The following is a 22023-nucleotide window of genomic DNA, read 5'->3' as shown; positions in this document are numbered from 1 at the left end:
CCCTTGCGGGTCGACGAGGGGTTCGACGGCCGGCGAAGGCTAACGCTGAACCTGGACCACCAGACCCAAGCGCCTCACAGCGGAGACCTACGAGGCAAGGCTTCGCGCGCGGCGGTCCGGCTCGCTATACGTCTACGCCGACGACATGGCTCCGGTGCTGGACATCACGCGCTTCTACGCGGGCAACAACCGGGGCACCGCCGACGTCGAGGTCGTCCTCGTGGACCGAGAGGAACCCTAGACCGGATGTACGCGTGAAGCAGGTGGCCCACCTTGACCTGCGCAGGACTGTCGAGGGTTGCGCTGGATAGGCCGGCGCCTGCCCTACACGGGCTGCACAGGGCAGCCAGACTACGACTACCCGCGCGCGCTGCACCCCTACATGGGTTTGGCAGCGCCCGTACGGGGCATGCTCCAGAGCGCCCAATGAGGGTCGTGCAGGGCGCAGAGCTGGTCAACGACAAGCGATCACTCAATCAGCCCGAATATTGGCGGCTTGTGCCGTAGCCCTCCAACCCGCAATCTCGGAACGAAGCCTGCGGGCTACGTCTTCCGGCCCAGCATATTTCACCAACGACCCGGCCTCGAACGCACGCCTTTTAAGATCCTCGTCGGCGAGGGACCGCTCCAGCGCCTCGGAGAGTTTCTGGCGCACATCAGCCGGGATCGCCTTCGGCGCGAAGAGTGCGAACCATACGTTGAGCGGCAGGTCGTGCAAGCCGCTCTCAGCCAGCGAGGGCACTTCCGGCAGTCCCGGATGCCGCTCGTTGGAGCTGACGCAAAGCGCCCTGACCTTGCCGTCCCGCACCAGGCTGACCAAGGGAGGAGGCGAGTTCATGTAAAACTGGACGCGCCCCGCTATAAGGTCGCCAATGGTCTCTCCTGTCCCCCGGTAGGGGACGTGCAGCATGTCCATTCCAGTCCGCGACTTCAGCAGCTCGGTCCCTAGGTGATGCATGGAGCCATTGCCCGCCGAGGCGTAGCTGACCTTGCCAGGGTTCGCCTTAGTATAGGCGATCAGCTCCTGCAGGTTGTTGACCGGCAGTGAAGGATGGACCACGAGAAGCTGCGGCGTATCAGACACCTGCCCAATGGGCACAAAGTCGTCGGCCGTGCTCACGTTGCCGGTGCCGCCGATTGCCGCCCGCCCGGCCATTGTTCCGCAGTAGCCCATGAGGAGCGTGTGCCCATCAGGTTGGGACCGGGCGACATACATCAGTCCGATGACGTCATTGCCGCCAGGGCGGTTCTCGACCACGACGGGTTGGCCTAGGAGAATTCCCATAGGCGCCGAGATCAGCCGGGCAGCGTAGTCGGTTCCCCCTCCAGCCGGGATTGGCACTACGATGCTCACGGCGCGGCTCGGAAAGCGGCTCTGTGCGACGGCGAGCCTCACGGCACCGCCTGCTGCCGCGGCAGTGAGAGCCGCCCGCCTACCTATCTTCCAGCTCAGAAGCTTCGTCATCTCGTCGCCCTCCCGTGCGTCCGCCTTTCCGGCGGTTTTGTTGCATTGTGCGCTGGCTGGTCCGCTATCGCCTTGCTAGGGCATCGCCGCGGAAATGCCTGCGTCGACGACAAGCTCGGTTCTATTTCGCCTCTCCGCTGCCTTGCAGCGCCTTCAACCACGAACAGCCGCGCACCGACCACGATCCACCAATGTCTCGTACAGCTACACTCGAGCGGAGGTGCGGATCCTGCAAGAGGGTGGAGCTTTGGGCCGGCAGTAGGTGCAGGCTATTGCGGCGGAGTTGCCGCGCATGTCACCCTTACTTGAATTGGCGACGTCAGCTTCGCCCAATGAGGCGACTTGAGAGCTTGCGCCGGAGCTTCCGCTGATCTTGGAGCTTCAAGCGCGGGTGACCAGCCTGCCTCCGCAAAAGAAGTGGGGGCGAAAAGGGAGAAGAATTTCATGGATTTCAGCGGCAAGGTCGCGGTCGTGACCGGTGGTGCCAATGGGATTGGTCGAGCCGTCTCGCTAGGGTTTGCACGACATGGGGCGAAGGTGCTGGTCGTCGACCGTGATGCCCAGGCGGGCGCAGCGGTGGCGGCCGAGATCGGAAAGGCAGCAATCTTCCGGCAGGCAGACGTGACACGCTCGACCGAGGTGCAAGGCTATGTCGAGGCGGCGCTTGAAGCGTTCGGCGCGATCGACTGCTTCCACAACAATGCCGGCATCGAGGGACGGGTCGCACCAACGGCAGAGTACGATGAAGCAATTTTCGATGCGGTGATGGGAGTAAACGTCAAGGGAGCATTTCTCGGGTTGCGGCACGTCTTGCCGGTCATGATCCGGCAGCAGCGCGGGGCAGTGGTGAACACGGCCTCGATCGCGGGCCTGGTCGGAACCGCGGGGATGTCAGCCTATGTGGCCTCCAAGCACGCGGTCATCGGATTGACCAAGGTTGCGGCAGGCGAGGTCGGCCCGCTCGGTATCCGCGTGAATGCGATTTGCCCGGGCCCGATCGTGACACGTATGGTGCAGGATATTGCCAAGCAGGTATCCCCGAATAATCCAGAAGGCGTTGAGGAGCGGTATGCAGCCTCGATCCCGCTGCGACGCTATGGCACCGCAGATGAGGTAGCTAACTTAGTTCTGTTCCTTTGCTGCGATCTCGCCAGCAACATCACCGGCGCTCAATACGTTGTCGACGGAGGGCGGACGGCAGCGCCGGTTGGCGTGTCGCAGGGCAGCGTTCGGTAAGGCTGACCTGCTGGGTGCGCTTGGAGCGGGATAGCGGGCGCCGTTGACGGTGGGCGTCTCAGCCGCTTTGGCGCGGCTGGTTTTGGCGGACACCAGACCTTTGGAAAATGAGCCGGTTCCGCAAGAGACTAGTGAGGAGGCGAAGCGGGTCACGGGCACTGCCGACGGCTCTATCGCGCTGTCCCTCTGCTAGAGCGCTGCCCCTATGCGATATGACCGTTGCGGCGCGGCCAAGATCTGGGACGATGCTACGTGAAGCATGACCCGGTGCCGCTCGGTACAGGCCGTGCGGGAGGAGACACAAATGGAACGGCACTACGGCTGGGTCATCGTTGCCGTCGGGGCGCTGATGGGCTGCATTGGCATGGGGTCTATGTTCTCCCTTGCCGTCTTCCTCGATCCGATTGCCGTCGAGACGGGCTGGTCGCGCACCGGCATCTCGGCCGCAATGACGGTCGCCTTCCTGGCGATGGGCCTCGGCGCTTTCTTTTGGGGTTGGGTCAGCGACCGCCACGGCCCGCGCATCGTTGGACTTGCCGGCGGTGTGTTGCTGGGTACTGGGTTGGTGTTAGCCAGCCAGGCGACGAGCCTGCTGACCTTCCAACTCGTCTACGGCGTGTTTCTCGGTGCCTCGGTCGGCGCGTTCTTTGCGCCCATGATGGCAACGGCCAGCGCTTGGTTCGACCGCCAGCGGGCACTCGCCGTCTCGCTCGTCTCCGCCGGGCTCGGCATGGCACCGGTGACGGTCGCACCCTTCGCGCAATGGCTACTCTCGGGCCATGACTGGCGCACCGCGCAGCTCGTGATTGGGCTGGTTGCCTGGGCGATCGTGCTGCCGGCGGCGTTGCTGCTACGCCGCCCGCCGGTGATGGCGTTAGCGATCGGGGAGCTGGCCGCGCCGGCAGGCGAGGGCTTTACTGCCCGCCAGGCTCTGGGCAGCCGACAGTTCCTCGTACTGGCTGCCACCTTCTTCGCCTGTTGCCTCGCGCATGCCGGACCGATCTTCCATGTAGTGAGCTACGCCACGGTCTGCGGTCTGTCTGCCATGGCCGCCGTCAGCGTCTACAGCCTGCAGGGTCTGGCTGGGCTTGGTGGGCGCCTGCTGCTAGGCGTGCTCGCCGACCGGCACGGTGCCAAGCCGGTGCTGATCGGCGGACTGCTGCTCCAGGCGTTGGCGATCGGGGCCTTCCTTCCGGCCCGCAGCCTCGGAGAGTTCTACGCCGTCGCGGCGGTCTTCGGCCTTGCCTATGGCGGCGTAATGCCTCTCTATGCGGTGCTGGCGCGCGATTACTTCGGACCGCGTATCATGGGCACGGTCTTCGGCGCCGCGACTATGGTTTCCTGCCTCGGCATGGCGACGGGGCCGGCAGTCGGCGGCTGGATCTTCGACCGCTTTGGCAGCTATGCTGGGATGCATGTCAGCTCCTTGGCGATCGGGCTTGGCGCCGTGGCGATTGCCCTAACCTTCCCGCCGCTGCCCCGGCTGCTTCCTGAGCGCCTCAAGCAGGCCTAGCGCTTCTGCAGCGGCCAGTGGCTTCAGGCTGGCACGGCATCCTCAGGCTGGAGGCGCAGCAGGCCCGCGTACGGGCCTTCGTCGCCCGGGGCTGTAGCTGGTCGGCGAGGTATCGGACGTGGCCAGCGGCAAGGACGACCGCCGGTCGGGCTTCCAGGCGGCGCTAGCCCGCTGCCGGCCGCTTGCGGCGGTGCTGGTGGCGACGCGGCTCGATCGGGTCACTCCGCATCTACACGCTGTCGGGCCTGCTGGAGGAAGGCGACCAGACCCGGGCCGCCGACTTGCCTGGCGTCGATGACCTGATGATGTGGACTACGCCGCCAAGGCGCAGAAGAGCGCGAACTGATCAGCGAGTGCATCAGGGCCGCGTTGGGTGTCGCAAAGCACGTGCCGCAGCGTAGACGGCAGCTGGGGCTACCGGCCAGCAGAGGGTCCCGGCGCCGCAGCAGTGGCCGAAGCGCGGCGCCTGGCGGCAGAGCGACACACGCACTGGCTGGCCCTTGAGGTGGAGCGGCTGCGGGCCGAGGGCGTGACCGGCCTGGCGGCGATGGCCAGAGCGCTAAACAAGCGCGGGGTCCCGGGCCATCGGGCCGCGGCGCCGGGATGCACACGACGGCAGCGAGGGTGATGTCGCGGACAGCACCTGAAGCGACGCCGGGTGGACATACCCGCTGCGACGGCCGCTAGACTGGCGTGCTCAGCACGCGCGCGAGCCGCGCCACGGCTTCCCGGGCCAGTTCCGGGCTGATGGCGAAGCAGATGCGGAGGAAGCCCTCGCCCTGTGGCCCGAAGGCCGTGCCGGGCGCGACGCCCACCTTGGCCTCGCGCAGCAACCTGAAGGCGAGGTCGAGGCTGGTCTCCCCCGTATCGACCCGCACCATCAGGTAGAAGGCGCCTTCCGGCGGGAAGACCGTCACGCCGCGTATCCGGGACAGCCCCTCCACCAGGATGGCACGGCTCTCGACGCAGCGGCCGACCATCGTGCGGATGAACGCGTCGCCCTGCTCCAGCGCTGCCACCGCCGCATGCTGGATGAAGGTCGGGATGGAGGTCGTGTTGTACTGCCCAAGCTTGCTGAAGGTGGCTGCCAGCCCCTCCGGGTAGGTGACCCAGCCTGCGCGCCACCCCGTCATCGCCCAGTTCTTGGAGAAGGTATTCGTGACGATCAGCCGGTCCGTCGGCGTCGTGACCTGAAGGAAGGAAGGTGCGATCGCATTGCCGTAGGTGAAGTGGTTGTAGACCTCATCCGAGAGGATCCAGAGGCCGCGCTCCCGCGCCACGTCCCGCAGCGCCTCCATCTCCGCCAGGGGCATCACCCAGCCCGTGGGGTTGGAAGGTGAGTTCACCACCAGGATCCGCGTCTGCGGCGTGACGGCGGCAAGGATATCCTGCAGCGCCAGAGTGAAACGGCCGCATGACCTCCGGATCGTGGCGCCCGCGATCGGCCACCATGCCGATCTGGCTGGTGCCGACGCCGTGGATCCGGGCGGGCAGGGTTTCGGCGAGGTTGGCGTCCATGCGGCGAGACATCCTTGGCAGGTGCAGGGCGGATGCCGCGGGTCTCGGCCGAGGGCAAGCCCGCCCGGGGCCACGGCGTCGCCTGAGCGCCTACATCCGTCGTTGTTTATCGCTGTGCCGCCGCCACAAAGGCAAAGTTTTCGTAAGCGTTCTCTGCCACGCGGAACCACTGAAACTGCTCGTCGCGGAAAGCTTTGTAGCTCGTCCACATTTTGCGAAAGCGTGGATTTTGTGCTGCCGTTTCCTCGTACAAGTCATGGGTGGAGCGCCAAGCGGCTTGCATTATCTCCCGGGGCCAATTCCGCAATTGCGCCCCGTTTGCCAGCAAGCGTCGCAGCGCCTGAGGGTTCGCTTCGTCGTAACGGGAAGTCATCTCCATCGAGGCCTCACCGCAAGCGACCTCCAATATGTGTCGGTAATGCTCCGGCAAGCTGTTCCAGGCTGCCTGGTTGACCATCAGAACGCCACGGGAGCACGGATCCCAGAAGCCTGGCGTGTAGTAAAACTTGGCGACCCGCACGAAGCCGAGCTTCTCGTCATCGTAGGGGCCAATCCATTCCGCTGCGTCGATGGTCCCTCGCTCGAGCGCTGGATAGATGTCTGATGCCGAGATCTGCGTTGGCGCAGCGCCTAGCCTAGAAAATAGATGCCCAGCGAAGCCCGAAATACGGAATTTCAGACCTTTCAAGTCTTCCAGGGTACGGATCTCCTTTCGGAACCATCCCCCCATTTGCGTACCGGTATCGCCGAAGGGAATACCCACCACGTTATAGTCGCGATAGAGTTCGGCCGCGATTTCGTTGCCTCCACCCTGCCGCAGCCAAGCTGTCAACTGCCGCATGTTCATGCCGAAGGGGATTGCGGCAAAGGCGGCGAGAGTCGGATCTTTACCGACGTAATAGAGACTGGAGGTTTGGCCGCATTCGATCGTGCCGTTTTGCACGGCATCCAACACTTGCAGCGCGGGCACGATCTCACCGGCTGCGAAGCTGCGGATTTGGAACCTATTTTCCGTCATCTCAGCTACGCGTCGGGCCAGGTACTCGGCGCCGCCGAAGAGGATATCGAGGTTCTTTGGAAAGCTGCTAGTCAGACGCCAACGAATCTCGGGGCTTTGCGTTTGTGCCAACGCAGGAGCAGCAAGCGCCACCGGAGCGGCAGCAACAGCTCCCTGCAACATGAGACGACGGTTCAAGGTGCTTTCCCTCCTATATCTTTGGCCGCAGCGTGACCCACGGCGTGAAGAGCATGCACCACAAAAACCGCTACACAAGGTTTCGATGTGGGCGGGGCTGATTTTTTTGCTTAAAGGTCACCACGGTCGTAGATTTCGCCAGACCTGCTTCGGCTTTGCAGCGCCGCGCTGGCTGGATACGGGCCGCAGTATGACGGGCCAGCAGCAGGCAAGGCGGGGGTATCGTCAGATCGAGGGAAGTCTGGTCCGCAGGGTTCATCCAGTAGACGCATGCGATGAGCGACGCATCGCAAGTCTAATGTGACCTGCAGATCCGGGCTCAGTGGCAGCAGAGCGGATTGAGAGGGAACACCTGGCCAGCCTACTGCAGCTGACGCTGCTCGTAGCGGATTTGTTGGAAGCGATACTGGAAGGGCGACATCCCGAAGGCCTAGGGTAGCCGCAGCTTCTGATGCTCTTCGCAGGAGAGTGGGCGAAGCAGAGCGCGGCAACTTGGCTCCGCCCGAAGGCCTCTTACGAGGACGCTGCCTGGTCGACAATGATGCCTGCGCAAGGGAAGCAAGACGTACCATAAACGAACTGACTGAAGCTGTGACGGCACCGCGAAGCATCTCCCGTGCGGAGCATGCCGCTGAAATGGCTGCCTACTCCCAAGCTTTTGGCCGCTGCGCAGTCGAGTAATGGCCCCGATTTGTGCCGTTTAACGATGCGATCTTTGTCAAGCAGGCTGGCCTTGGCGGCTCCGTCGCCTGGCATCAGGACGGCGTGACGCATTGGAATTCGCCCGACTGGGATGAGGGGATCCACGGTTTCAACTATCAGGTGCAGCTTACCCGGCGACGCCTGCCAACTGCCTATGGGTGATCCCGGGCTCCCACAAGCTGGGCAGGGCCGACATCAGGGCCATGGTGGAGGCCAACGGCGGCAGCGGGCGGCTTCCGGGTGCGGTGCCGCTAGTCTGCGAAGCGGGCGACGTGACCATGGTCAACCGGCAGATGGTGCACGGCTCCTTCGCCAACAGCTCGCCCGACGTCTGGATCTCGCTCACTTTCGGCTTTCATCGGCGCAAGTCCGTGCTGGGCCAGAAGGCGGCGCTGTCGATCGCAGAGACCAACGCCGTCTATGACGAGCAACGCATCTTTACCGCTCCGCGGTGATCCAGGTCGCTATCAATGCGCGGCATCAAGCTTTCCCGGATGAAGCGGTATTCAAGTATCAGCCGTTCATCGGGCTCGAGAACCAGTTCCGATTCACGCCGAAGACATCCGATCGGGTGATCCGCGATTACAACACCAAGGATCTGGCCATCTGAGCCGGGCGGTGGCTCGACCCCGAACAGGGATCCATGGGTTATGAGAGAGTTGGCCTATGTTTTGGCATGCCCGGCTGGGCGTGCCAGAGCGCAGCGAAGGCGGGCCCATTTGGTCGCGGCAAGACGGCTTCTGGCGCAGGCGGGCGGTAGCCCAGCGCGTTGAATATCTCGCCCGCAATATGCCGCGTGGTGCCGGCGCCCGAGCTCCCGAAGCTGAGCCGGCCGGGTTCGCAACAGCAAAGCGCGATCAGCTCAGGGACGCTATGGGTCGGAATGCCGAGGCGTACGATGAGGAGGTTCGGCAGCTGCTACAGGTCGCAGACGTACGAGAAGTCGCGCTCCACGCCATAGGGCAGCCGAGGATAAAGGCTAGCCGCAATCGAGAGGAAGGAAAACCGAGGCGAGCCCGATCGTGTTGCCGTCCGGCGTAGCGCGCACAATCGTCTCCGTACCGACATTCCCGCCGGAGCCTGAGCGGTTCTCGACGACAAAGGACCGGCCTGTGATCCCAGGCATCCGGTTGCACCAGATGCGCGAGAGAATGTCGGTCCGACCGCCTGACGGAAAGATCCGGGTGAAGCGGATCGGCTGCGTCGGCCTGGCCGGGCGTGGTCGCCGCGGCGCAGGCTGCGCCCGCGATGCCCAGCAGGGCACGGCGAGTTCTGCCGCCCGTTGCGTGCCAGCTTCGGCATGGGTTGATCGTGTTCCTTGTCATCGCTACCTCGCCGCGCGTCGGTGGCCCACCTCGGCGACGAAAGGCGTGAGCTGCAGCTGCTGCGTCCAGCAGGATCGGCCCTGGATCATGGCGCTCGCCGTGGCAACCGCAAGCCTTTGAGCGTTCGCGGTTCGCGTCTACAGGAGCCACACGTTCGTCACTCACCGTTCGGCCTTCGAGCGGACGGTATGCTTCGGCCCGGCGCGGTCAACCAAGCAGGATCGGCAATCCCGGCAGACTGGGATTCAGCGATGGGTCACGCGCGGACGCCACGGTAGCTTGCGCCGACTACCCCACCGGAAAGATACTCAGCAGGGTCGACAACGTGATCCCTTTCGGCGCTTGCCCATTCAAGATGGCATCCACCAGGTCCGGCGCCACCAGCGTCAGCCGCAGCAGACTGCCAAGGTACCCCCCCCCGTCCGATCCGCTCCGCCTCGCGAGCTGTTCGGCAGGGCCTCGCTCTCGGAGAAGCTGGTGAAGGGCAGGACGCATCGGCTCTCGGCGCCGACGGCAAGTGGGGCCGCTCAGGTTGCACGCACATCCTGATTGGATGACACTCACGATTAAAGTCTTATTCGTCGAAGGAAACAGTACCATGCGCCCCAACCGCCTGCGCCAGAAGCTGAACGCCGGAGAACCGACGATCGGCACGCACATCCTGTCCAGCTGGCCCACGCTCGTAGAACTGATCGGCGACGCCGAGAACTACGATTATGTCGAGTTTACTGCCGAGTACGCGCCGTTCACCATGCATGACCTCGACAATCTCGGTCGTGCGTTCGAGTTGAAGAACCTCGCTGGCATGATCAAAGTTGAACAGAAGCAGTACGCGCATCAGGCGATGCGCGCGATCGGATCGGGCTTCCAGAGCGTGCTGTTCGCCGATATCCGGACGGTGGCCGACGCCGAGTTGTGCGTCGCCGCGGTGCGCGCCGAAACCCCCGGCACCGGTGGGAGGCTTGGTGTCGGCATGCGGCGCGATGTTGGCACTGTGCTGGAGGGCGGCTCGCCGGCCTATGTTGACTCGCTGAATGAGGTGGTGATCGCCATCATGGTCGAGAAGCGCGAGTGTGTGGAGAACCTGGAGGCGATCCTGTCTGTCCCGGGCATCGACATGGTGCAGTTCGGGTCATCCGACTACTCGATGAGCTTGGGACTCACTGGGCAGCGATCGCACCCGGACGTCGTGAAGGCGGAGCGCAAAACGATCGAAACAGCGCTGAAGATGGGCAAGCACCCGCGTGTGGAACTGGCGGATATCTCAGCTGCGAAGCCGTACCTGGAGATGGGGGTGAAGCACTTCTGCATCGGATGGGACGTGCGGATTCTGTACAATTGGTGGCGGACGAACGGGGCCGGTATGCGGGCAATGCTGACGGGTGAGGCGGCGGTGGCCCACGCGCCCCAGCCGGTGAAGACCGGGACCTATTGAGGCACCGGATCGAGTATCGAAAGCGACATGCTACCGCTGGCGGTCTGAATACGGTGGAAAGCCGCCTGTCTGTTTTCGGCCAAAGCCTTCTTCAGGTCCTGCCCAGCGGTGGCTCTGTGAATGTCCGCTTGAGAACGAGGAGATGCCGTCGCAAGGTCGGTAAAAAGCAGCCGCTCTCTGCTCCTTGCGATCAGCCGAGACTGCAGATGGCTGAGGTCCAGCCCACCGGCAAGGGGGCCAGGAGTCGCGGCAAATCCATGCTCTCCGGCTGCCGCCCATCCAAGATCGCCTCGGTGATGTCCGGCGCCAGCAACGTCAGCCGCAGCAGCGTGCCGAGATAACTCCGCTTGATCCGCTCCGCCGCCATCTTGCTGATTGAGGCGTATTTCCCCTTGTCCAGCAGGCGTTGATACCGGAATGCCTGGGCCAGCGCCTTCACCAGCGCCGAGCCAGCATGCGTAGCGACAGCCGGCCCACCCTCCTGCCCCGGCGTCACCACCATCTTCCGCCCTACGACTGGCGTCTAGAGGACGCAGGCACGCTGGATATGGCCATGTATCGTAGGTGACCCGAAGGCGACCAGAATGCTCGCAGCCGGAGCACGTCTCAACTGCTTTCGAGGGCCGCGACCTCGGATAGCGAAGGCCATCGGAAGCGGCAAGGGCTCAAGCGGAAGCGTCCGGCAGCCCCTCGAAACACCCTAACGGCAGCCGCACGAGACAAGAGCGCAGGGCAGTCGGGTCGCCGTAGTTTTTGCCTTGGCGCCGATGCAGCGCACTGTGTACGCTCCGGCGTTGGAGGCGCCCGATAGAGGCTGCCCCAACAAGGGAGGAAGCAATGCGTAACTACGCCAGCCGCTGGGCGCTTGCCCTCGGCTTCGCGCTCTGCCCGGCGGTCGGGCAAGCGCAACAACAGCACGGCGGTCACGCCCACGGCGGTACTCACCCAGCGCCGGCCGCGCTTGGCGAGGTGCACTTCCCGGTCAGCTGCACGCCAGAGGCGCAGGCTGCCTTCGACGCAGCAATGAAGCTGCAGCACTCCTTCTGGTATGAGGCCGCTCAGGAGGCCTTCCGGCGTGTGCGCGAGCGCGACCCCGGTTGTGTCATGTCCTACTGGGGTGAGGCCATGGCGCTGCTGGTGAACCCCTTCACCGTGACGACCGCGGCCAACCTGCGCCAGGGCCGGGCCCTACTGGCAGAGGCGAAGCGCATCGGGGCGAAGAGTGAGCGCGAGATTGGACTTATTGGTGCCCTCTCTGAACTCTACGGCGATGAGAACCCGGCGACGCACCGCGCCCGCTTGGAGCGTTACGAGCAGGCTATGGGGCAGTTGCACGGGCGCTTCCCGGACGACCCGGAGGTGGCGATCCACTATGCCCTCGCGCTCGCCATGGCCGCATCGCCGACCGACAAGACCTACACACGGCAGCTCAAGGCCGCCGAGATCCTAGAGCGCGAGGCTGCTCGCCAGCCGCAGCATCCGGGCGTGGCCCACTACCTCATCCACACCTACGACGTGCCGGCGCTCGCCCAGCGCGGTCTGCCCGCTGCCGAGCGCTACGCCGGCCTCGCGGCGGACGCGCCACACGCCCTACACATGCCCTCCCATATCTTTACACGCGTTGGGCGGTGGGAGGACTCGATCGAGACGAACCGACGCTCGGCCGAGACGGCACGGGCGCGACAGTCTGCGTTCGACGAGATCCACGCGCTTGACTACATGCTCTACGGCTATCTTCAAACCGGGCAGTTGGAGGCGGCGCGCCGCACGCTGGCGGAGCTGCCGCGCTTCGCCGACTGGAACGCACCCGCGCCGATCTTCGCCTGGGCGCTCACGGTGATGCCGGCGCGCTACGCGCTGGAGCGGGGGGCCTGGGAGGAAGCGGCTGCTCTGCAGCCAGGTCGGCAGACAGCACCGCTCGTGGTAGCGAACACGTATTTCGCTCGCGCGGTGGGCGCTGCCCGCGCTGGGCGTCCGGACGCCGCCGCCAGCGACATCGAGGCGCTAAAGGCCGCTGCCACGGCACTGCGCGGCAGCGGCGACGCCTACTGGGCAGAGCAGACGGAGATTCTGCGCCTCGCGGCTGAGGGCTGGGTCGCATTCGGCCGCGGTGGGCGTGAGGAGGGCTTAGCCCTGCTGCGCGAGGCAGCGGAACGAGAGAGCCGGACGGACAAGCATCCGGTCACGCCGGGGCCACTCATGCCAGCACGCGAGCAGCTCGGGGAAATGCTGCTGCTGGTGGGCCGCCCTGGCGAGGGGCAGCGCGAGTTCGAGGCGGTGCAGGAGACCGAGCCGCGCCGGTTCCGCGCCGTCCACGGCGCGGCTCGATCAGCGGAAATGGCGGGTAATGCTGAGGCGGCGCGCCGGCACTACGGCCACCTCCTTGAGATCGCAGCGCGCGCGGAAGATGGCGCGCGACCGGAGCTTGCGGCGGCACGCGCGTACACCACCAGGCAGTGACTGCGCGGGTCGGGGAGCCAAGGCAACGCCCCTCAACCGTTACGGCATATGAACAGGAGCTGGGCGGCGCTAAACCTCGACTACGGCGCCGCCGTTCGGGCCAGTTCATGCCCCCTGTCAGCATTACGGGCTCTGCCCGAGCGCAAGCGCGCCAAGATCCCGGACAAGGCTAGTCCACCGGCGCTCGCACCATGCGCCTGCTCAGTCGGGAACAGCTCCCCCTAAACGGACCGTCGCCGCAGGCCTCGTCCATCTAGAACAGCCTTCGATTATGAATATTCACTCACCGGAGCCGGGCGGTGCGCTCATCCCAGAGCGCTCCCTCGCCCAGCTTGGAGTCGGCGGCTCCGAACAGGCCCGGTGCCCCGATCATCGCCGCAGCGCCGGCAGCACGTGCTCGCCGAAGATGTCGATGAAGGCCTGCTGATTGCGGCCGACCTGGTGCAGCTGGATTTCCTCAAAGCCGAGTTCGGCAAGTTCCGCGAGGCGGGCGGCGTGCCAGCTGGGATCGGCCGAGATCCAAACGGATTGCCGCATGTCATCGGGTCGGACGAAGCGTGTCGCTGTATCGAACTCCTCTGGCGTGCGCAGCTCCCAATTCACCTCGCCGCCGATGACATTGGTACGCCATTGCTCATGCGCGCCCGTCAGCGCCTCCGCCTCGGTCGGTGCCCAGTTCAGCCCGACCTGGACCACCAGCCGCTTGCCCGCGCCGCCGCCGCGTTGGAAGGCCTCGATCACCTTGCGCATCTGCTCGGGTTCCGCGGAGACCGTCAGCAGCCCGTCCGCCCAGGCGCCCACGGCTTCCGCTGTCGCCTCCGTCACCGCGGCCCCGAGCAGCGGCGGCGGCTGGGCGGGGCGACTATAGAGTTTCGCGTTCACCACCGAGACCCGACCGTGATGCGTCACCGTCTCGCCGGCGAGCAGGGCGCGGATGATGTCGGCGCATTCGCGGAGGCGGGCATTGCGCTCAGCTTTCTCCGGCCAGGCAAGGCCGGTGATGTCCTCATTCAGACGCTGGCCGCTGCCAAGGGCCAGCCAGAAGCGGCCGGGAAACATTTCAGTCAGTGTCGCCGCGCCCTGGGCGACGATGGCGGGGTGGTAGCGGTAGCCCGGCGCCGAGATGACGCCGATTGGCAGCCGGGTCGATGCCAGCGCCGCGCCGAGCCAGGACCAAGCGAAGCCCGAATGCCCCTGCGCCGCGCCCCAGGGGCGGAAATGGTCGGAGGACATGGCACAATCGAAGCCGGCGGCTTCGGCGTGGCGAACGAGGGCGAGCAGTTCCGAGGGCGGGAACTGTTCATGTGAGGCGTGAAAGCCGATGCGAGGAAAGGCGGCCATGGTCACCTCGTCGCGGCGCGTGCCGCCGGGCGGGAACTTGCGGCGCGTGCCCCGGTTGCCGGGTGGCGGGCGATGGAAGAGGATATACGATGGCTGAGGCGCTCATCTCCGGGCTGGACGAAAGGTCGACCGGCAGAAAGGCCCTGCGCCTCAGCGCCCGGTCCTGGATGGTTCGCCGCCGCGGCCCGGCGGCGTGCCTGGCGCGAGGCCATGGCTCGCCGCTGGCCCGCGGCTGCGCGTGACCATGGCGGGCAAAGGATATGCCTGGTGGCAGAGCGGGGTGATCTATCAGGTCTATCCTCGCTCCTTCCAGGATTCAAACGGCGATGGCGTCGGCGACCTGCCGGGGATCCTGGCGCGGCTCGACCATCTCGTGGCACTGGGCGTGGACGCGGTCTGGATCTCGCCCATCACTCCCTCGCCGATGGCGGATTTCGGCTATGACGTGGCGGACTACACCGGCATCGATCCAGCCTTCGGGACGCTTGCCGATTTCGACCGCCTCGTTGCGGCGGCACATGCGCGGGGCCTGCGTGTCATCCTTGACTATGTGCCGAACCATAGCTCGGACCGTCATCCGTGGTTCCTCGAAAGCCGCGCCTCCCGCAGCAGCGCCAAGCGCGACTGGTACATCTGGCGCGATCCCGCACCGGATGGCGGCCCGCCCAACAATTGGCTGAGTGAATTCGGCGGCCCCGCCTGGACGCTAGACTCGGCAACGGGCCAGTACTGGTACCATGCCTACCTCCCGGGACAACCGGACCTGAACTGGCGCAACCCGCTGGTACGGGACGCCATGCTGGAGGTGCTGCGGTTCTGGCTGGACCGTGGCGTGGATGGGTTCCGCGTCGATGCCATCCATCACCTGTTCGAGGATGAGTGCCTGCGCGACAACCCACTCAACCCCGACTGGCGACCGGGCCTGTCACCGGCGCGCCGCGTGATCCGTGCCCATACGATGGACCTGCCGGAGGTGCAGGAGGCGGTCGCCGCGATGCGCCGCGTGGCCGATGCCTACCCCGGCGATCGCGTGCTGATCGGCGAAGCCTATCTGCCAATCGACCGGCTGATGGCCTATTACGGGGTCGGGCTTGCAGGCTTCCATCTCCCTTTCAATTTTCACCTGCTCTCCACGCCGTGGAAGGCGCGCGCAATTGCCGCCCTTGTCGAGCGTTACGAGGCGGCGCTGCCGCAAGGTGCCTGGCCGAACTGGGTGCTTGGCAATCACGACCGTTCGCGTCTCGCCAGCCGGCTGGGCCCGGCGCAGGCCCGGGTTGCCGCCATGCTGCTGCTGACCCTGCGCGGCACGCCGACGATCTACCAGGGCGAGGAGATCGGCATGAGCGATGTGCCGATCCCACCGGACCGCGTGCAGGACCCCTGGGAGCGGCGCGTGCCGGGACTGGGCCTCGGACGCGACCCGGTAAGAACGCCGATGCAGTGGGATGCCGGAGCGGGCGCCGGCTTTACCAGCGCCGTCGAGCCCTGGCTGCCGCTGCCGCAGGACTGGCGCTCGGTGAATGTCGCGGCACAGGAAGGCGATGCATCGTCGGTGCTGTCGCTCTACCGCGCACTCCTCGGGCTGCGCCGTGCCAAACCGGCGCTCTCGGTCGGGACCTATGCCTCCGTCGCGGTCGATGCGCCGGATGTTCTGGCCTATGAACGGCGGGACGAGGCGACCGGTCGCCGATTGCGCATCGCTCTGAACCTGGGCGACGGCCAGCGGGTGCTGGCCGGCTTCGCGCCGGGGGCCAGGGTGCTGCTGTCCAGCTGCCTTGACGACAGGAGCGGCCCGATCCAGGAGGCGATGTCGCTGCGCTCCGCTGAAGGCGTCGTGGTGGAGCTGCCAGCCGGGGCCTGAGCGGCGCCGCGTCGGCGTATGGCGGACAAGCTTTGGTCCTGACGACGAGACAGGATGAACCGCCGCCCTCCGCGAGACTTTGGCCATCTCGGTTGAGCAGACGGCGGAGTGGTTTGAGCGGAGAGACTGGATGCGTCTCCGGCGCACCGCGACCAGCCTGCCGCATATCCGTGCGCTCACCTTGGAAAAACGCTTCGTGAACTATCATTGGGTGCTCAACCGGGTGGCCTGAAGTGGGAGAGTGGCGTCCCGGGTGCTGCTCGATATCTTCCTGCCAGCGAAGGCCGGTGCTGCTGGGGCTGAACCACGCCCTCGTGCACCGGCGCGGCGACCGGATCAGCGCGAAAGGGATCTATCGGGATTTGGTCCGCTCCAGCTACGGCACTTCGTCAAGGCGAGTGGCCTAGGTTGGCTCAGCCTCATGCTGGCACCTTCGCCGCTATAAAGCGGAGAGATTATTGTCCGCTTGTCGAGTTTCCAGGCCACCTCACCTGCCAGCGGCGAGGCTGCAAACTGCATCCAGGAACCGGGTGCCATTTAGGGTGGTGTTACTCCACCAGTGCCATCTGGTGCGGATCGAATTCCAGCCAGACAGCCTCACCCACCTCATGCACCTGGAGCGGCGGGGCGGTGACCCGCAGCTTGGTGCAGCTGCTTTGGGGTTGGACCACGTAATCCCAGGTTTCGCCAAGGAAGACGCGCTGCGTCACGATGCCGGGCACCACCGGCCGGCCCGCAGCGCTCGCGGGCTGTGCCCGGTATAGACCGATGCTCTGGGGCCGCACCGAGAGCAGGACCGGCCGACTGAGACCGTTCAGCGATGCATCCACTTGGCTCGCCTGGAAGGCGACGCCGTCGAAGCCGATCTCACCATTCGCCAGCTTTGCCTCTAGCAGGTTGGTGCGGCCGATGAAGCCAGCCACAAAGCGGGTCTTTGGCTTGGTATAGAGCAGGTGCGGCGCATCTACTTGCTCGATCCGGCCGGCATGCATCACCGCAATCCGGTCGGAGGTCGCCATCGCCTCCGCCTGATCATGCGTAACATAGACCGTGGTGATGCGGAACTCGTTGTGCAGGCGGCGGATCTCGAAGCGCATTTCCTCCCGCAGGTTGGCGTCGAGGTTGGAGAGCGGCTCGTCCAACAGCAGCACGGCGGGTTTAACCACGATGGCCCGCGCCAATGCCACGCGCTGCTGCTGCCCACCGGAGAGTTCCGCCGGGTAGCGCCCGTGTAGATGCCCCATCTGCACAACTTCCAGGATCTCGGCGACCCTGCGCTGCACCTCCGCCGCCGGCAAGTTGCGCAGCTTCAGGCCGAAGCCAACATTCTCCGCAACCGTCATGTTCGGCCAGATGGCATAGCTCTGGAAGATCATGGACATCTGGCGCCGCTCGGGCGGCAGGACGGACCCAGGCGTGGAGATGACCTTGCCGCCCATCTCCACTGTGCCATCCGTCGGCTCGACGAAGCCCGCGATCATGCGCAGCGTAGTGGTTTTGCCGCAGCCGGAGGGGCCGAGCAGCGAGACGAACTCGCCTTCGTTCAGGGTCAGGTCGATGTGGTCCACTACCACCATCTTGCTATAGGCCTTGGTCAGGCCCCGAAGGGAAAGGCGGGACATCCCTAGGTCCTCCGCAGCATGAAGTCGCGTCCGACTAGCTTCATGCCAATGCCAACGAGCACCAGGGTGATGAGCAGCAGGAGGCCACCGAAGGCGGCCAGCACCTCAAAATTGCCGGCCTCGCTCAGGTCGTAGAGAAGGACGGACATGGTTCGCGTCCGTGGCCCCACTAGGAAGATTGCTGCGGAGAGTTCCCGGGTGGCGACGATGAAGACGATTAGCCAGCCGCCGAGCAGTGCCCTTTTCAGCAATGGCGCGGTGACATGTGCGATGGCGTGCAGCCGGCCGCTGCCAAGGATGCGCGCCGCCTCCTCCATCTCCGGATGCACGGTTCGCACCGCAGCGGCCGAATTGGCGTAAGCGATGGGCAAAAAGCGCGCAGTGAAGGCGAAGATTATGATGGCTGCCGTGCCGTAAAGCGCCACCGGCGGCGAGGCATAGGCAGCGTAGAAGCCGATGGCCATGACGATACCCGGGATGACGAAGGGGGCCATGGCCAGGAACCCGAGCGCGTCGCCGAAGGGCACCAAGCGGCGTTGCACAATGTAGGCGACCAGTAGCGCAATCAGCACAGCCATGGTCGCGGCGGAGGCTGAGAACCAGACCGTGTTCCAGATCGAGGTCAGCGCCATCTCGTGCTCGAAGATAAGGTGCTGGTAGTTACGCAGGGTGAAGTTGTCCAGGCTGATCCCTCGCCCCCAGGCCTTGGCGAACGAGGCCTGCACTAGGATACCCAACGGCATCACCACCGACAGCAATCCGACCAAAGCGCACCAGGTAAAGAGCAGCCAGCGCCAGGGGCCAAGCTTGATTGGCCGCCGCTCACCGCCCTTGCCAGTCTGCGAGACGAAGCCCTTGCGGGCTAGAAACAGCTTTTGCGCCACAATCATGCCCACCGTGATCAGTAGGAGCGGCATGGCGTAGGCGGCAGCGACTTCGACCCGGACCGGGTATTCGAAGAATTGCCAGAGCTGTGTCGTGACCACGTTGATGCGTGCCGGGATGCCGATGAGGGCTGGCGTGCCGAACAGCGCGATGGTTTCCAGAAACACCACCACGAAGGCGCCGAGGATCGCCGGCCAGACTAGGGGCAGCGACACCTTGCGCATCGTGGTCCAGGTACCAGCGCCAAGGATGTTGGCCGCGTCCTCCATCTCCGAGGAGATGAGGTCCAGCGCTGCCTTGACGAAGATGAAGACCAGTGGGAAGGAGTGCAGCGCGATGACCAGCGCCAGCCCCTCGAAGCTGAAGATGTTGAAGAGCGGGCCTTCTGCCCCGGTCGCCCAGCGCCAGAAGCGGTTGACTGCTCCTGAATTCGGGCCCGCCAGCAGCATCCAGCCTACCGCGCCGAGGTAGGGCGGCATGACGAAGGCACCCATCACCACGCCCCAGGTGAGGCCCTTGCCGGGCATGTCGGTGCGCGACACCGCCCAGGCCATCGGGACTGCCAGCGCCACCGACAGCGTGGCGGAGGCAAGGCCCAGAGTTAGTGAATTCACCAACGCATCGACGTATCGCGCGCGGCCGTAGGCGGCGACGTAGTTGGAGAGGGTGAACTCGCCGGTGCCTTGCGTCTCGAAGCTGACAGCGAAGAGCTTGGCCAGGGGCGCCACCACCAAGAACAGCAATGCCAGGAGCAGCATTAACCAAACCAGCGCTACCGGTTCGACGTGGCGGAGCCGTCCAAGCAGGCCGAGGCGGCGGGTGCCGCGGGTCTCGCCCACGGGTTCGGGAAGGGAGGCGGCAGTGTCGGGCATGTCAGATACCGAACGTGTCGCGCCAGAGTTCGCGGACTTCCGGCACGCCCTTCTCCTGCTCATCCTGGCTCGGTGCGATCAGCTTCACCTGGTCCAGCGGCAGAGAGCCTTCGGCTGCCGGTACATCCGGCCGCAACGGCTCTCCGAACAGGCGGCGTATGACCTGTGACATCTCGGGCCCGGTTTGGTACTCCATGAACAGCTTGGCCGCGTTCGGGTGCGGCGCGTTCGACGGGATCGCGGAGGGTGAGATGGTGGCTAGCGTGCCCTCAGTCGGGTAGATCAGCCGCAACGGATTGCCGCGCGACATGCTGAGCAGCATAGTTCCGGCGGGGACGCAGATGCCGATGCTGCGCTCCCCGGCATTCAGCAGGGTCACCGGGTCTTGGCTGGAGCGGCCAATTTGCGGCCGGTTCCGCTCCAAGCGCTTGAAATAGTCCCAGCCATACATTTTGCGCATCTGCACGGCCCAGACCCCGATAGCGCCGCTGAAGCCCGGATGGCCCACGGCCACCTGGTCCCTCCACTTCGGGTCGAGCACATCCGTCCAGCTTTTCGGCGCTTCCGCGTCCTTTACCTTCTGAGTGTTGTAGCCCAGCAAGAACAGGCCGAGAAAGCTAGTCTGGTAGTAGTTGTCGGGGTCGGCGATGCGGATTGCTTCCAGCAACCCGTCCGCATTCCTCGGGCGGAACTGCAGCAGCCGCCCCTCCCGCTTCAGCATGGTAAAGTGGCCGGTGTTGGTGGAACTGAAGACATCGCATTGCGCCACCCGCGCCCGCGCATCCTGCGACAGGCGCTGGAAGGCGACCTGGGATGTGCTGCGCACCACGTTGCAGCGCACCCCGGCGTACCGCTCCATGAAGCCGCGGCCTACTGCCTCCGATCCCTCCGCGCTGTACTGGCCGGAGTACCAGGTGATCTCGCCCTCGCGCTTGGCAGCCTCATAGAGTTCGCGCTCGTGCGGGGGCAGGTCCTGCGCCGCTCCCCGGCGAATGATTGCGAAGCTGGCTAACGTGGCGCCCAGGCCTGTGCCCAGCACCCCGCGGCGTGTAACCTGCGGCATGTGACGCTCCCTCTGCAACCATTCTTCGCTTTGTGGAAGGTAGCAGAGCCTGACCGCACGCCAGATGCCAGCCCCGACGCGCCAGATCAGCCGCCTGTGAAGACCGCGGGGTTTCCCATCGATGCGCAGCGGTCCTCGGCGTAACTCACGCCTTTCGACCAACGGGTGACTGCGGGCGAGGGGCTGCGGCTCGTAACCACCAACGCTATCAACACCTGGCACGATTGGTACGACGTCAACGGAGTGCCGGAGCGCGGCATTTGGACTGGCCCCAGCGGGACAGTGCGGCCGGGCCGAGGGGAGATGAGCAGGAGGCACTCGCCTGGTAGGACTAGCCCGACCGACCTGGACAGGGGGATACCCGAGGAGCCCGAGCAGCGCATAAAGCTCAGGCAACGCTCGTCTGGACGATCCGCGGCGAAGCTGGTCTGATCCCTGCTGGTGCCGTGCCTATGGGAGCGGCAAGGGGAGGAAAGGGGCGTCCATGCAGGCACTCCTCAATCGACGCGCTCTGGGCGCCGCGGCACTTTCTGTACTGGCGAGGCCCGGTCTGACGCAGACCGACGCTGCTGCCTGGCCAAATCGGCCAGTGCGCCTGGTAGTCGGCTATCCTGCCGGCGGCTCGACCGACATTTGCGCCCGCATCCTGGCCGATGACTTTCGAACCCGCCTCTCGCAGCCTATCGTGGTGGAGAACCGAACTGGCGCAAACGGTTCGCTCGGCGCTGCATCCGTCGCGGCAGCGACCGACGGCCATACCCTGCTGGTCAGCAACACCAGCACCATGACCGTGAACCACCTGCTCTATCGCGACACACGCTATGACCCGCTGCGTGATCTGCTGCCTGTGGCTACGATCACCATCAGCCCCTTCATCTTGGTGATCAACCCGCGCAATCCGCGCACCCAGGGCGTGCGCACGTTACAGGATCTGATTGCGCTGTCGCAGCGGCAGCCCGGGCGGGTTACCTATGCCTCGGCCGGCGTCGGGAACCTCCAGCACCTGCATATGGAGCAGCTGTTGGCGGCAGCCGGTGCGCAGATGTTGCATGTGCCCTACCGCGGCTCTTCGGTGGCGACTAACGCCATGGTGGCCGGCGAGGTGGACGTGCTACTGGATACCCCCACCACAGGCGGACCGCTGATCCAAGCTGGCACCTTGGCAGCGTTGGCTACCACTGGTGAGACGCGCTGGCGCGAGTTGCCGGAGGTACCGACAGTCAAGGAAGCCGGCTACCCAGACTTCGCCGCCGTTTTCTGGAATGGTTTGGTCGCACCAGCCAATACACCGCCCGAGCTGGTGAACCGCCTATATGGTATGATGCGGGCAACAGCGGAGTCGCCCACGGCGCGCCCGCCGCTGCTGGCTCAAGGCGACATCTTCGTACTAGACCCGGTGCGCTTCCGCGAGCGCATCGCCACCGACATCGAGCGCAACGCTGCGGCCATCAAAGCGGCTGGTATCGAGATGCAGTAGGGCTGCCGCTCACGCCAAGGCCGGACAGCTTCGGCCTGAACCGGCACGTCACT

Annotated in this window: 17 protein-coding genes; 8 read left to right on the top strand and 9 right to left on the bottom strand. The window is 65.3% G+C overall.

The features are described 5' to 3' along the window. Window positions 1-472 precede the first annotated feature (472 nt). Window positions 473-1465, bottom strand: coding sequence for a Bug family tripartite tricarboxylate transporter substrate binding protein (locus JMJ55_RS23075; RefSeq protein ID WP_202827957.1), 993 nt, complete (start codon window positions 1463-1465; stop codon window positions 473-475). Window positions 1466-1909: 444 nt separating this feature from the next. Between JMJ55_RS23075 and JMJ55_RS23070 the strand changes: the two genes are divergently transcribed. After that, on the top strand, window positions 1910-2701 hold the full coding sequence (locus tag JMJ55_RS23070) for an SDR family NAD(P)-dependent oxidoreductase (protein WP_202827956.1): 792 nt from the start codon (window positions 1910-1912) through the stop codon (window positions 2699-2701). 304 nt (window positions 2702-3005) lie between these two features. Further along, window positions 3006-4214 carry an MFS transporter gene (locus tag JMJ55_RS23065; protein ID WP_202827955.1) on the top strand — a complete coding sequence of 403 codons (1209 nt, stop codon included), beginning with the start codon at window positions 3006-3008 and terminating at the stop codon, window positions 4212-4214. Window positions 4215-4897: 683 nt separating this feature from the next. Here JMJ55_RS23065 and JMJ55_RS31125 read toward each other — a convergent pair. Both JMJ55_RS31125 and JMJ55_RS23050 read right to left on the bottom strand, forming a co-directional pair. Further along, the gene (locus JMJ55_RS31125) at window positions 4898-5806 is read right to left on the bottom strand and encodes an aminotransferase class I/II-fold pyridoxal phosphate-dependent enzyme (protein ID WP_328702758.1); all 909 of its coding nucleotides are present in this window, start codon (window positions 5804-5806) and stop codon (window positions 4898-4900) included. A gap of 32 nt (window positions 5807-5838) precedes the next feature. Further along, the gene (locus tag JMJ55_RS23050) at window positions 5839-6927 is read right to left on the bottom strand and encodes a TRAP transporter substrate-binding protein (RefSeq protein ID WP_236033946.1); all 1089 of its coding nucleotides are present in this window, start codon (window positions 6925-6927) and stop codon (window positions 5839-5841) included. An 860-nt stretch (window positions 6928-7787) separates the two neighbouring features. Between JMJ55_RS23050 and JMJ55_RS23045 the strand changes: the two genes are divergently transcribed. Together JMJ55_RS23045 and JMJ55_RS23040 are read left to right on the top strand one after the other, a co-directional pair. Continuing rightward, the gene (locus JMJ55_RS23045; RefSeq protein WP_202827952.1) at window positions 7788-8084 is read left to right on the top strand and encodes a phytanoyl-CoA dioxygenase family protein; all 297 of its coding nucleotides are present in this window, start codon (window positions 7788-7790) and stop codon (window positions 8082-8084) included. Continuing rightward, window positions 8081-8239 (top strand): hypothetical protein, encoded by a 159-nt coding sequence (locus JMJ55_RS23040; RefSeq protein ID WP_202827951.1) that lies wholly within the window; start codon window positions 8081-8083, stop codon window positions 8237-8239. The genes JMJ55_RS23045 and JMJ55_RS23040 overlap by 4 nt, the downstream gene beginning before the upstream one ends. A gap of 369 nt (window positions 8240-8608) precedes the next feature. Here JMJ55_RS23040 and JMJ55_RS32100 read toward each other — a convergent pair whose 3' ends face one another. Then, complete coding sequence (locus tag JMJ55_RS32100) at window positions 8609-8755, bottom strand: tripartite tricarboxylate transporter substrate-binding protein (protein ID WP_202827950.1); 147 nt, start codon at window positions 8753-8755, stop codon at window positions 8609-8611. A 797-nt stretch (window positions 8756-9552) separates the two neighbouring features. On the opposite strand from JMJ55_RS32100, the gene JMJ55_RS23025 reads away from it, so the two are divergent. Continuing rightward, on the top strand, window positions 9553-10389 hold the full coding sequence (locus tag JMJ55_RS23025; protein WP_202827949.1) for an HpcH/HpaI aldolase family protein: 837 nt from the start codon (window positions 9553-9555) through the stop codon (window positions 10387-10389). Between the two features lie 190 nt (window positions 10390-10579). On the opposite strand, the gene JMJ55_RS23020 is transcribed toward JMJ55_RS23025, so the two are convergent. Further along, window positions 10580-10828 carry a hypothetical protein gene (locus tag JMJ55_RS23020; protein WP_202827948.1) on the bottom strand — a complete coding sequence of 83 codons (249 nt, stop codon included), beginning with the start codon at window positions 10826-10828 and terminating at the stop codon, window positions 10580-10582. 398 nt (window positions 10829-11226) lie between these two features. On the opposite strand from JMJ55_RS23020, the gene JMJ55_RS23015 reads away from it, so the two are divergent. After that, complete coding sequence (locus tag JMJ55_RS23015; protein ID WP_202827947.1) at window positions 11227-12849, top strand: hypothetical protein; 1623 nt, start codon at window positions 11227-11229, stop codon at window positions 12847-12849. A gap of 369 nt (window positions 12850-13218) precedes the next feature. On the opposite strand, the gene JMJ55_RS23010 is transcribed toward JMJ55_RS23015, so the two are convergent. Further along, on the bottom strand, window positions 13219-14190 hold the full coding sequence (locus JMJ55_RS23010; RefSeq protein ID WP_202827946.1) for a TIGR03885 family FMN-dependent LLM class oxidoreductase: 972 nt from the start codon (window positions 14188-14190) through the stop codon (window positions 13219-13221). Between the two features lie 244 nt (window positions 14191-14434). Here JMJ55_RS23010 and JMJ55_RS23005 point away from each other — a divergent pair, with 244 nt between their 5' ends. Beyond that, entirely contained in the window at window positions 14435-16051 is a 1617-nt protein-coding gene (locus tag JMJ55_RS23005; RefSeq protein WP_202827945.1) for an alpha-amylase family glycosyl hydrolase, read from the top strand. 548 nt (window positions 16052-16599) lie between these two features. Here JMJ55_RS23005 and JMJ55_RS23000 read toward each other — a convergent pair. The 3 genes from JMJ55_RS23000 to JMJ55_RS22990 are packed head-to-tail and all read right to left on the bottom strand — an operon-like array spanning window position 16600 to window position 20493. After that, window positions 16600-17673 (bottom strand): ABC transporter ATP-binding protein, encoded by a 1074-nt coding sequence (locus tag JMJ55_RS23000; protein ID WP_202827944.1) that lies wholly within the window; start codon window positions 17671-17673, stop codon window positions 16600-16602. 2 nt (window positions 17674-17675) lie between these two features. After that, complete coding sequence (locus JMJ55_RS22995) at window positions 17676-19430, bottom strand: ABC transporter permease (RefSeq protein WP_202827943.1); 1755 nt, start codon at window positions 19428-19430, stop codon at window positions 17676-17678. Between the two features lies 1 nt (window position 19431). After that, window positions 19432-20493: an ABC transporter substrate-binding protein gene (locus JMJ55_RS22990; RefSeq protein ID WP_202827942.1), complete on the bottom strand. Its 1062-nt coding sequence runs from the start codon at window positions 20491-20493 to the stop codon at window positions 19432-19434. A 484-nt stretch (window positions 20494-20977) separates the two neighbouring features. Here JMJ55_RS22990 and JMJ55_RS22985 point away from each other — a divergent pair, with 484 nt between their 5' ends. Continuing rightward, window positions 20978-21970 (top strand): Bug family tripartite tricarboxylate transporter substrate binding protein, encoded by a 993-nt coding sequence (locus JMJ55_RS22985; protein ID WP_202827941.1) that lies wholly within the window; start codon window positions 20978-20980, stop codon window positions 21968-21970. Window positions 21971-22023: the final 53 nt, after the last annotated feature.

The sequence above is a fragment of the Belnapia mucosa genome, from assembly GCF_016775475.1.
Taxonomy (GTDB): domain Bacteria; phylum Pseudomonadota; class Alphaproteobacteria; order Acetobacterales; family Acetobacteraceae; genus Belnapia; species Belnapia mucosa.
Note: the sequence above shows the minus strand (reverse complement) of the source record. Positions and strands in the feature narration are given on the sequence as shown.